This is a genomic window from Citrobacter sp. HN-141 (genome assembly GCF_033341895.1).
In the GTDB taxonomy this organism is placed as follows: Bacteria; Pseudomonadota; Gammaproteobacteria; order Enterobacterales; family Enterobacteriaceae; genus Citrobacter.
The window spans coordinates 38,270-48,395 of record NZ_JAWPBF010000024.1 but is presented as its reverse complement, the minus strand read 5'-3'; the positions used below and the strand labels follow the sequence as shown (position 1 = coordinate 48,395).

Genomic DNA, 10,126 nt, shown 5'->3' with positions numbered 1-10,126 from the left:
ATCGGTGGAGCTGCATGACAAAGTCATCGGGCATTATCTGAACATAAAACACTACCAATAAGTTGGAGTCATTACCCAAGAAGTGTATAATCGCCAGCCTCTATAACGAAATCATATCATCCAACCACTGAGTATTAGCAAGAAAAAGGAAGCACGATGCGCAGGTCTACAATCATAGGAGCAATAGCTATTGTTGCTCTATGGCTGATAACGGCAATAACTTTATATGGCTACAACTATGGATCACCATCAGACAAGGGCCACTGGAATAAAAGATGGGAAAATGCTGAAGCATCAGCGCATTTTTTCAACACGCTAAAACGTTACGACATGCTCCCGATCAACAAGCACTACTTCGCGGTTAGTCGTCCTTGCACTGCACTTGATGCGCCTTGCGTTGCCACACCCTGGCCTGAACCTCACGAACCGGCAACTCTCCCATCTGCAAGAATAAATCACGAAGCTGTATACTCATCTTTCCCACCTGGCTCCATGATTATATCTTATGGCGTAATAAAAACGGCATCCCTAGTGTCTGGTATACCTATTTCATGGGAAATGCTACAATGGGTTAACATGCTGTTCTGGATTACATCAGTAATTCTAACATATTTTGCTATTTCTATTTTCACAAAAAAATCAAAGTATAGCGCTGTAATTTCTTTTCTTTCAGTTATTCCGATGCTTTACGCTGTAGAGCCAATGCACTCACATCAACTATCAATGTGGGCACATCAAACTTTCCAGATATTTGCATCGGCGGCGTTGCTTTTATTAGCTATCGGGATAAACAGAAAAACTGTTATAGCACTGGGGGTGTTGTCTGCAGTAGCTTGCTGGGTTGAGTGGACAGCATATCTGATGTGCGTAGCGGTATTTTTTGTGGTGCTTATTAGCGATATAAAAAATAAATCTGGCTATAAAAACACCATTATCTATTCTGGTATAGCCATCCTTGGCGGTCTGACTCTGTTGTGGTACTACTCGTTCATGGTAGGCCTTGGTCCTTACTTCAAAGAACTTTCTAACAGAGCAGCATCCAGGGGATTAGAGGTTGCGTATGTTGGATGGAATGACTGGTGGCTGTCAGTTTATCAGTCATATGGTCCATGGTTGATATCATCAATCCTCATGGTTGTTGCATCACTTTTTGTCAAAAAAAGCGATTCTTTCAGTAAAGATAACTATATAACTGCATACATTCTTATTGCTGTTGTTGGCATTCTGCTGATAGAGAACGTAGCCATGTTTGAGCACGCGATAATTTACACATTCGACAGGCTTAAGATAGGGTTTTTGATAGCACTTCTTTTCGCGTTGTCGGCAATGAGAATGGAAAAAGCAGGTAGGTCTGCATTGATTCTTATTGCTGTCATCTGCGTTCTGGCATCAATGTTCAGTCTTAACCAATACCTTGAATATTACCCAAGATACTGGAAGTGATTGAAAGCGGCCTGATGGCCGCTTTTCATATTACTCAGCGAATGGCTTTCCATCTCCACGCCGGAGCAGTTCCCGTATATCTAATGGCAATTTGCTCTCCAACATCGATGGTGAACTCACCACTTTTAAAACCTGTGTCCTCTCCATTGATGAAGATACTGGTAGTGCCAAGCGCAAGGTAAACAAGAACCCTCTGCAATTGACCTGTTTTGTTTTGATAGGCTATATCAGTAGCGGGAACCGCTGGATTTGGTTAGTCTGGATAAAAACCAGTAACTATTAATTTTTCATGACTATGTGTTGGTCCAAAAAATTTACCAGTAGAAAGATTTGAATAAACACGACCTAGCCTGATGTCATCAATTAAAACAGTCTTTCTGTCACCTTGTTCAATATTTATTACATAGTTGTCTGCCGGTTCGTCATCAGCATCGGGATCTCGAATATCGACAAATGGAGAAATAAATCTAATCTTTTCGAGGTGAATATCTCTGCTATAGACACCATAATGAATATTCTCCATGTCCAGAGATGTAAACACTATGCTGTGGTTATTTGCTGATACCGCTCCAAAATACAGCCCATACTTAGCATTTGATATACTGCCACCATTCCATGTTGTGAACTGAACCTTATCCATTTCTACAGATTTTCCATAGTTAGGATATCCTGTAACAACAACGTTATTAAAAGTGCAATCAAAAAGCCAGTTAAGTTTCAGAACGATCCTGTCATCTGTAACAGTTCCAACTCTGGTATCAGATGCGAAGTGAACCTGATCAAAACTCCAGTTTCCGAAGTTATCAGTGAAGTCCTCAAGTCCAAATATAATGGTAGCACCAGAAAGAGGGGATGCTGAGAACCCTATTCTGCTAATTTTACCCTGGAAACAGTCTGGTCCTTCAGCGCCTTTCGAATTGTAAAAATGAATTGCATTGGCATCGGTTGCACTGGAGAACAGTATGCTTTCATATGCTCCATCGCCAGAAAGTTCACCAAAGTTTCTGGTGGGTGATATATTCAAATCAAACAATATGCGCTCAACAGTTCGGTAATTGCCTCTCGGAACATACCCATTCATGTTCTCAGACAGCATTTTGTTTACGAATTTTTTAATAGGCTTCGTATTATCATCAGCATTAACTCGTGTAGCACCATATCATAGGATATTTACCTTCCTTCCTGAAGCGCAACGAACCCAAGCACCCTTCCCGGTAGGTGATGTTTCACCAACTTTATCCAGCCAGTCATCACGACCAGCCAGAGAGCCATCCCAAGGTACTGTGGAGCTTACTATGAATGCTCCATCATGCTTGCTCTTTTCCATGTCAGGATCGAAAACGAAATACCCACCTCCATATGGCCGGTAATTTCCAGTAGCATCAACTGACCATCCATCAAACATTGATATCACGTTTACAGTTACTTTCCTGTCTGGTGTGAAACCATAGAGATTGTGCACTGCCTGAATCGTAGAGTTGTTGAGCCTTTCTGCTACCGTGCTATTACCTATACCAATTAAATCTGCACCGCCTGGCCCAGCCAAACCCTGTCTTAACTGATCCGGGTCGTATTTCAGTATGTTTGGGAAGTAGTGTTGCTGAACACCCGCGGCGTCATATACAGACATTGCATAACCTTCAACGGTAACAAACTTTGAAATCTGTCCGTTGTAAACAGGATATCCGCCTGCATTGATGATAATTGGCTGAGAAACTGGGACGTGTGACCCATCCTCATTCTCCAGATAAACCTGCACATAGTTTTGCTGCGCCCGGAGCATAGTAAATGTCAGACATTACAGCCAATATTGTTGTAAGCATGCCAGCTCAATTGTTTACCTTGGCACGCTCATTTAAAGCTAACTTTAATGGCAAAATATACATTTCAAAAATAGATACACCTCCTGGTGAGATGACTGATCCTGATAACTGCACAAGCTAAAACTTGCGCAACGTTGCGGTGAATTTGGATTATAATGATTTGAAATTCAGGAGGATTTATGGAACGTGATTTGCTGAACTTTGCTTTGTTACTCTGCGGTGTTGTTGTAGGAAAGTTGCTATTCGCTTAACGTTTCTGACTTAGCGCCCTGAGCAACAGAGTTAACAACTTGCTCAACATCTGCTAACGCCTTCTCAAATGCCGTAGATCCACGAGGCGTGTTGGCAAGACGAAGCATTGCGTTACGTGCCGGTTCACTCTCATACATTCTCGCCAGCAATCCATAACCACCACCAACCCCAACGAGTGCCGGGTTCGTTGCAGATCCGATACCTAAAATGAACGGGATTGTCTGCTGACCTGTTGGCGTTGTTACCCCGGCCTGACCTGCTCGCTTGGTTGACTCAAGGTAGTTCTTCAGTCCTTTCAGATATGCAGCATCTCGTCCTTTAAAAGCGATTCCCGTCTGGTTTGACATCAAGTTAACCTGGCGCAGGAATTGGTCTGGAGAACCACCTGATTTCTCCATAGCCTTTCCGATGATGCCATTACGCATTTGAGCTCGCCCCACCTGTCCGACAGACCGATACAGATTCTGAACCTCTGATTTGTTCTTGCTGAAAAGCATGTTGTTTACCACTTCAGGAGTTAGGTCTCCTTTCATGATCACATTCTTGAGGCGAGTATTCTGTAGTTTGTTGGCTTCATCAGCGTAGATGGAGTTAGCTTGCTTATAACGACGCAGGCTGTCATTACCAAGATTCTGCCCTATAGCGCTGTCGATATCTCCGGTAATTGCGTTGTAGACTCGATAAACTGCAGCCTCAGATCTGTTAATTAGAGCCTGACGCTCTCCCTTCACGTCCTGTCTGAATTGGCTGCGCAATGCACTTAGTTACTGCAGATCCATAGCCATTGCTCCGCTTGCCCCGGCATTGCGAGATAACTCTTCCCTGTATACTTTAAGCTTTGAGATGGTTTCGTTATCGGCAGCGCCTCCAAGCTTCTGCAAATCAGCGATTTCATTATCAATTTGCTGAATAGCACGACCTGGCTGGATGTTAACTCCTGCCATGGCGTTCTGTACCTGTTCCAGACGATTTCCAGCAGCTCTGCGAATTCCAGATGATTTAGCCTTCAGGCTACCAACCACAATCGACGGTTCATACTCACCAAATCGCGATGCAAACTCATCTACCAACTGGCTGCGAGCTTCCTGCGGTCCAGCTCGCATTGAGCTTGTGCCGGCGAACGGGATGTTTTCAGCTGTGGTTTGCGCCATGCGACCGACACGGGAATTTGGCTGCAAAACGTCAGTCGTATGCAGAGGAACGTCAGCAGCATTAGCGAACTGAATAGCCTGTTGCGCTTCTGGTGCTATCGTACCGCGGATTCCACGATAGACAGCCCCTGCGGCACGGCCCAACTGGTTAATAGCCCCACCAAGTGCAACACCAGTACCTAGATCTGCTGCCAGAGCTTCAGGATTATCACGTTCACTATTTGCAGCCAGAGAACCAACAGCGTTCTCTGCAAGCAAACGTGATGCGCCCTGAGCAACACGTCCTGCAATAGATGGAGCCTGTGCTGCAATTCGTTCTGCTCCTACTGGAGTCAGGTATGGAAGCGCTTCTGAGAAGATTTTACCTTCTGTTGTCTGAGGAGTAAGCGCCCCCTGCTGCAAACCGAAGTCCTGCTCAAGCCCTTGGGTCGTGACGCGTGGAGCTGGTTGATAAGTTCCATCTCCTATACCAAGCTTCTGACCAGCCCATGCCCCGGCACTGGCTACTGCATCAGCCATGATGCCGGAATATTCGCCAGATTAACGCCAGCCTGAAGCAATCCGCGCCCAGTCTCTGCAGCAGCATTGCCAAGGTCAGACATGAATCCATCTTCTTGCTGTGGTTGAACCGATTCCTGCGTCTGCTGTACAGGTTGTTGAGTTGTTGGGGGCGGGTAAGCAGCGTAGAAAGCCTGCTTGGCCTGCTCTGCATCGCTTCCTGCTTGTGGGGAGACTACTTCATTGAAGTATTGCTCCTGCGCCTGTGCTTTCTGCTCTGGTGCTAATGCCTAGTACTGTTGAGAGGCAATAACGTCTTTCCATGCCTTAGCCATTAATCACCCCATAGAGACTGGTAACCCGATGTTTTCGATTGCGTTGGTTGTTGTGCTGCCGTCAGTGATGTTTGCTGTTGCCGCTGCCCACCATTACCAACATCAACCTGATACTGCTGGTTGTAGTTGTCGGTGTACTGCTTAATTTCTCGAATAGACTTCTGCATAGCTTGAGGGCTTGAATAGTCAACCTGCGGCATGCCCTGAAAGTACATCTTCGCCTCTGCAACGGTGTTGATGCCTGATGCGCCCATATCACGAGCTGCGGCAATGCCCTGATTTTGCATTTTTCCCTGAATGCGCTTGGTAGCATTGAAAAGTTGGCGCTGGTCACCACCACTCCACCGGCTTCTAGCTTCTGCATCCCATGATGGAGTGCCACTACCTCCAGTAATCCCCGTCATAAACCCCAATTGATCTGGTGATGCTTTGAATATTGCATCAAGGTCTTTCTTCATCCCGTAATTTTGCGCACTGGCGGCCGATGTAGGAGGTGCAGCGATGGCATTGGCAGGAACTCTGACCATATTCCCATAGTCATCAACGCCCTCATAGAATGCATTAGCACCCGCTCCGTGGATCTTTCCTCCAATATTTACAGTGCGCCCGTCAGCTAACTGAACTACTCGGCTACCTATGCAGGTTGATTACCCCGCATGGCGGTACCGTTCTTGATCCATGGATGGGTAGCGGGAGCACGGGTCGAGCAGCCATAGAAGAAGGTTTCAGCTTCATCAGAATAGACATGAATCCTGACTACGCGACAATCGCATCGGCGCGAATAGCTCACTCCTTCAAAAAGACGACGGAGGCCGTATGAAGCTATGCTTGTTGGGCATTAAGCGCCGGAGTCAATCCCAACTTCATTGCAGCTCAAATGGGGCATACATCGGCACAGATGGTTTACAGCATTTACGGTAAATGGATGTCCGACAACAATGACAATCAACTGGCAATATTGAATGCTAATTTCGAAGGTGATGCCCCACAGGCGCCCCATGCCCAAAACGAGTAAACACAAACTCCTTTAACATCATGACGTTAGTCCGCCCATGAAGGTTTGTTCAGAATATGGTCCTGCCAGTCACGCACTTCTGATTCTTTCACCGCGATATGGCGTACTGAAATACGCTCACCGTGCATTGCCGCCTTTGAGCCCGTCAGCAATGGGTGCCAGTCCGGTAACCCTTTCCCTTCCGCTAATAAACGATAGGCGCAGGTCATCGGCAACCATTCAAAGGTTGGCAGGTTATCACGCGTGAGTTTGATGCAATCGGGCTCGTATTCAAATCGTCGTTCATAATTACGGCACTGGCAGGTTTTGATATTGAGTTGCTTACACGCGACGTTGGTAAAGTAGATTTCGTCGGTGTCTTCATCCATCAGCTTATGCAGGCAGCACTGGCCGCACCCATCACATAATGACTCCCACTCGGCATCGGTCATTTCATCAAGGGTTTTACTTTGCCAGAAAGGTATGTCGCTCATCAGGGTATCCGCTATTTCACTAAAGCTGCACCTTATAACCAGTCTGGCACGTTGATGCAAGTTTTGCCGCCCGAAATAGGCGGCAAACAGAGATTACAACACCCGGGTGGTTAGCGTCTGACCATGGAAACTGATAGCCAGTTCATCACCGCTGTGTAACGGCCCAACGCCTGCTGGCGTCCCAGTCAGTACCACATCACCGGCTTTAAGCGTGAAGAATCGGCTCATGTAAGCAATCAATGGAACAATATGATGGATCATATCCGCCGTAGTGCCCTGCTGGCGCACTTCGCCATTCACCGTTAATCCGAGCTGAGTATCCTGCGGATCGCCGTTAAATTCCGCGACCGGAATAAACCCCGACAGCGGGCAAGAGTTGTCAAAACCCTTCGCTTTTTCCCACGGCTGACCCGCTTTTTTCATTTTGCCCTGGATATCACGCAGGGTCAGGTCCAGCGCCACACCATAGCCAGCGATGGCTTTGCGCACATGCTCTTCTGTCGCCTGGCGCAGGGTTGCCCCGATCAGCACGGCCAGTTCAACTTCGTGATGAACGGAACCCATATCAGCCGGAATAACCAGCGGTTGGCGCAAATCACACAGCGCAGTTTCAGGCTTAATAAACAACACCGGCTCTTCCGGCGTTGCTCCCCCCATCTCTTTAATATGGTTTGCATAATTGCTACCTACGCAAACCACTTTGCTCACCGGATAATCCAGCAGAGCACCATGCCAGTTGTGATGTTGATACATTACTTTCCCCTAACGTAGTCATAGATTTCAGGTACTGCATCGATGCGACATGCTGCTGCCGGATGCAGTTTAACGTTTAGCGTCTGGTGTATTTTGTTTTACCGCAGATAAATGCTGTTTGAGTAAATCCTCAGGCGGCGGTGGTATTTGTAAATAATAGCCCTGCTCGGTTAGTGCCTGTTTTACTTTTTCAAGATCGGCATTAACCAGTTTTTTACGACCATCAAGCGGTAAAATCATTGCCAGCTTTGGCTGACCAAATCCTTTCATCAGTTCTTCAGGAACACGCGAGAAATCGTCTTTTTTTTCGACATATAAATAGGTCTGGTCACGTTTGCTGCTTCGGTAGATCACACAAAACATATCTTTTACTCTGAATTCACGGAATGGTGGCTTGCCTCAATATAATACTGACTATAACATGCCTTATAGTCTTCGGAATATCACCCCGCACTGGGGATGATAATAGCAAATTGAGTAAGGCCAGGATGTCAAACACGCCAATCGAGCTTAAAGGCAGTAGCTTCACCTTATCAGTGGTTCACTTACATGAAGCAGAACCCGAGGTTATTCGTCAGGCGTTGGAAGACAAAATCGCGCAGGCACCTGCATTTTTAAAACATGCTCCCGTGGTGATCAACGTGAGTGGCCTTGAAAGCCCGGTAAACTGGTCGGCGCTGCAAAAAGTCGTCACGTCCACGGGTCTGCGCATTATTGGTGTTAGCGGATGCAAGGATGCAAAACTTAAGGCAGAAATCGACGAAATGGGGCTTCCTTTACTGACAGAAGGTAAAGAAAAAGCCATTCGTTCCGCACCTGTTGAAGCTCCGGCACCTGCCGCACCGCCGCAAAACGTTACTCCCATCACAAAAACACGATTAATAAATGTACCGGTTCGTTCCGGTCAGCGCATTTATGCTCCACAATGTGATCTGATTGTTACAAGTCACGTCAGTGCGGGCGCAGAGCTTATCGCTGATGGCAATATTCACGTTTATGGCATGATGAGAGGCCGTGCTCTGGCGGGCGCAAGCGGCGATCGGGAAGCGCAAATTTTCTGTACCCACCTGACGGCAGAACTGGTGTCTATCGCAGGTGTTTATTGGCTGAGTGATAAAATCCCAGCAGAATTTTATGGCAAAGCGGCACGTCTGCAATTGGCAGAGAACGCTTTGACAGTTCAACCGTTGAATTGATCCCTTTTTAACAAGGAATTTCTATGGCACGCATTATTGTTGTTACTTCGGGTAAAGGGGGCGTTGGCAAAACCACCTCCAGCGCGGCCATCGCTACAGGTTTGGCCCAGAAGGGAAAGAAAACAGTCGTTATTGATTTTGATATCGGCCTGCGTAACCTTGATTTGATTATGGGTTGTGAACGTCGCGTCGTTTATGACTTCGTCAACGTTATTCAGGGCGATGCGTCGTTAAATCAGGCGTTGATCAAAGATAAACGTACCGAAAATCTCTTTATTCTTCCGGCCTCACAGACTCGTGATAAAGACGCGCTGACCCGTGAAGGCGTCGCGAAAGTTCTGGACGATCTGAAAGCGATGGATTTTGACTTCATCGTCTGCGACTCCCCGGCCGGTATTGAGACCGGCGCGCTGATGGCCCTATATTTTGCCGACGAAGCCATTATTACCACCAACCCGGAAGTGTCTTCTGTACGTGACTCTGACCGTATTCTGGGTATTCTGGCATCTAAATCTCGTCGCGCTGAAAATGGCGAAGATCCGATTAAAGAGCATCTGCTGCTTACGCGCTATAACCCTGGCCGCGTAAATAAAGGTGACATGCTCAGCATGGAAGACGTACTGGAAATTCTGCGAATCAAGCTGGTTGGCGTGATTCCTGAAGATCAGTCAGTCCTGCGCGCGTCTAACCAGGGTGAGCCGGTTATTCTCGACATCAATGCTGATGCCGGCAAAGCCTATGCTGATACCGTAGACCGTCTGTTGGGAGAAGAACGTCCTTTCCGCTTCATTGAAGAAGAGAAGAAAGGTTTCCTCAAACGCCTGTTCGGAGGATAAGTTATGGCACTACTGGATTTTTTTCTCTCGCGGAAAAAGAGCACAGCGAACATCGCTAAAGAGCGACTGCAGATTATTGTTGCGGAACGTCGTCGTAGTGACGCCGAGCCGCATTATTTACCGCAGTTGAGGAAAGATATTCTCGACGTTATCTGTAAGTATGTACAAATTGATCCTGAAATGGTCACCGTACAGCTTGAACAAAAAGACGGCGATATTTCTATCCTCGAACTTAACGTGACTTTACCTGAAGCAGAAGAGTCTAAATAGCGTCTTTTGTAAATGAGTCATGGTTGAAAAAAGGCAGATTATTCTGCCTTTTTTATTTTTGATCGTAGTCCAGACTGCGCC

At 46.7% G+C, this 10,126-nt stretch carries 10 protein-coding genes and 5 pseudogenes; 8 read left to right on the top strand and 7 right to left on the bottom strand.

Annotation, left to right across the window (positions count from 1 at the left end; translation table 11 throughout):
• Together RYZ59_RS24865 and RYZ59_RS22060 are read left to right on the top strand one after the other, a co-directional pair.
• The coding region (locus RYZ59_RS24865) for an IS1 family transposase (RefSeq protein WP_071528444.1) at nucleotides 1-61 on the top strand (61 nt) is incomplete at its 5' end.
• 95 nt (nucleotides 62-156) lie between these two features.
• Nucleotides 157-1,443 (top strand): hypothetical protein, encoded by a 1,287-nt coding sequence (locus RYZ59_RS22060; RefSeq protein ID WP_318050732.1) that lies wholly within the window; start codon nucleotides 157-159, stop codon nucleotides 1,441-1,443.
• A gap of 253 nt (nucleotides 1,444-1,696) precedes the next feature.
• On the opposite strand, the gene RYZ59_RS22055 is transcribed toward RYZ59_RS22060, so the two are convergent.
• Together RYZ59_RS22055 and RYZ59_RS22050 are read right to left on the bottom strand one after the other, a co-directional pair.
• Nucleotides 1,697-2,476 (bottom strand): hypothetical protein, encoded by a 780-nt coding sequence (locus tag RYZ59_RS22055; RefSeq protein WP_318050730.1) that lies wholly within the window; start codon nucleotides 2,474-2,476, stop codon nucleotides 1,697-1,699.
• A gap of 480 nt (nucleotides 2,477-2,956) precedes the next feature.
• Nucleotides 2,957-3,211: pseudogene (locus tag RYZ59_RS22050) on the bottom strand (phage tailspike protein); the annotation flags it as partial.
• Nucleotides 3,212-3,231: 20 nt separating this feature from the next.
• Here RYZ59_RS22050 and RYZ59_RS22045 point away from each other — a divergent pair.
• Nucleotides 3,232-3,375 (top strand): annotated as a pseudogene (locus RYZ59_RS22045) (phage tailspike protein); the annotation flags it as partial.
• A 130-nt stretch (nucleotides 3,376-3,505) separates the two neighbouring features.
• Here RYZ59_RS22045 and RYZ59_RS22040 read toward each other — a convergent pair.
• Both RYZ59_RS22040 and RYZ59_RS22035 read right to left on the bottom strand, forming a co-directional pair.
• Nucleotides 3,506-5,271 (bottom strand): annotated as a pseudogene (locus RYZ59_RS22040) (lytic transglycosylase domain-containing protein).
• Nucleotides 5,272-5,501: 230 nt separating this feature from the next.
• Nucleotides 5,502-6,137, bottom strand: a pseudogene (locus RYZ59_RS22035) (DNA transfer protein); the annotation flags it as partial.
• 8 nt (nucleotides 6,138-6,145) lie between these two features.
• On the opposite strand from RYZ59_RS22035, the gene RYZ59_RS24860 reads away from it, so the two are divergent.
• Complete coding sequence (locus RYZ59_RS24860; RefSeq protein ID WP_220472505.1) at nucleotides 6,146-6,322, top strand: DNA methyltransferase; 177 nt, start codon at nucleotides 6,146-6,148, stop codon at nucleotides 6,320-6,322.
• Nucleotides 6,323-6,517, top strand: a pseudogene (locus RYZ59_RS24855) (site-specific integrase); the annotation flags it as partial.
• Nucleotides 6,518-6,543: 26 nt separating this feature from the next.
• On the opposite strand, the gene RYZ59_RS22025 reads toward RYZ59_RS24855, so the two are convergent.
• The 3 genes from RYZ59_RS22025 to RYZ59_RS22015 form a co-directional block, all read right to left on the bottom strand.
• Nucleotides 6,544-6,990 (bottom strand): YcgN family cysteine cluster protein, encoded by a 447-nt coding sequence (locus tag RYZ59_RS22025; RefSeq protein WP_005122244.1) that lies wholly within the window; start codon nucleotides 6,988-6,990, stop codon nucleotides 6,544-6,546.
• Nucleotides 6,991-7,083: 93 nt separating this feature from the next.
• The gene (locus tag RYZ59_RS22020; protein WP_048211422.1) at nucleotides 7,084-7,743 is read right to left on the bottom strand and encodes a fumarylacetoacetate hydrolase family protein; all 660 of its coding nucleotides are present in this window, start codon (nucleotides 7,741-7,743) and stop codon (nucleotides 7,084-7,086) included.
• 69 nt (nucleotides 7,744-7,812) lie between these two features.
• Complete coding sequence (locus RYZ59_RS22015; RefSeq protein ID WP_137381645.1) at nucleotides 7,813-8,106, bottom strand: YcgL domain-containing protein; 294 nt, start codon at nucleotides 8,104-8,106, stop codon at nucleotides 7,813-7,815.
• 125 nt (nucleotides 8,107-8,231) lie between these two features.
• On the opposite strand from RYZ59_RS22015, the gene minC reads away from it, so the two are divergent.
• The 3 genes from minC to minE are packed head-to-tail and all read left to right on the top strand — an operon-like array spanning nucleotide 8,232 to nucleotide 10,045.
• Complete coding sequence (minC, locus tag RYZ59_RS22010) at nucleotides 8,232-8,939, top strand: septum site-determining protein MinC (protein ID WP_318050734.1); 708 nt, start codon at nucleotides 8,232-8,234, stop codon at nucleotides 8,937-8,939.
• A gap of 23 nt (nucleotides 8,940-8,962) precedes the next feature.
• A complete protein-coding gene (gene minD, locus RYZ59_RS22005) occupies nucleotides 8,963-9,775 on the top strand; it encodes a septum site-determining protein MinD (RefSeq protein ID WP_005122235.1) in 813 nt (270 codons plus the stop codon).
• Nucleotides 9,776-9,778: 3 nt separating this feature from the next.
• Nucleotides 9,779-10,045, top strand: a complete 267-nt coding sequence (gene minE / locus RYZ59_RS22000) for a cell division topological specificity factor MinE (RefSeq protein WP_003833739.1) — start codon at nucleotides 9,779-9,781, stop codon at nucleotides 10,043-10,045.
• Nucleotides 10,046-10,126: the final 81 nt, after the last annotated feature.

Bases quoted from the DNA above. Each gene is read 5' to 3' on its own strand.
- RYZ59_RS22060 (WP_318050732.1), top strand. From the start codon at position 157: ATGCGCAGGTCTACAATCATAGGAGCAATAGCTATTGTTGCTCTATGG.
- RYZ59_RS22025 (WP_005122244.1), bottom strand. From the start codon at position 6,990: ATGAGCGACATACCTTTCTGGCAAAGTAAAACCCTTGATGAAATGACC.
- RYZ59_RS22020 (WP_048211422.1), bottom strand. From the start codon at position 7,743: ATGTATCAACATCACAACTGGCATGGTGCTCTGCTGGATTATCCGGTG.
- RYZ59_RS22015 (WP_137381645.1), bottom strand. From the start codon at position 8,106: ATGTTTTGTGTGATCTACCGAAGCAGCAAACGTGACCAGACCTATTTA.
- minC (WP_318050734.1), top strand. From the start codon at position 8,232: ATGTCAAACACGCCAATCGAGCTTAAAGGCAGTAGCTTCACCTTATCA.
- minD (WP_005122235.1), top strand. From the start codon at position 8,963: ATGGCACGCATTATTGTTGTTACTTCGGGTAAAGGGGGCGTTGGCAAA.
- minE (WP_003833739.1), top strand. From the start codon at position 9,779: ATGGCACTACTGGATTTTTTTCTCTCGCGGAAAAAGAGCACAGCGAAC.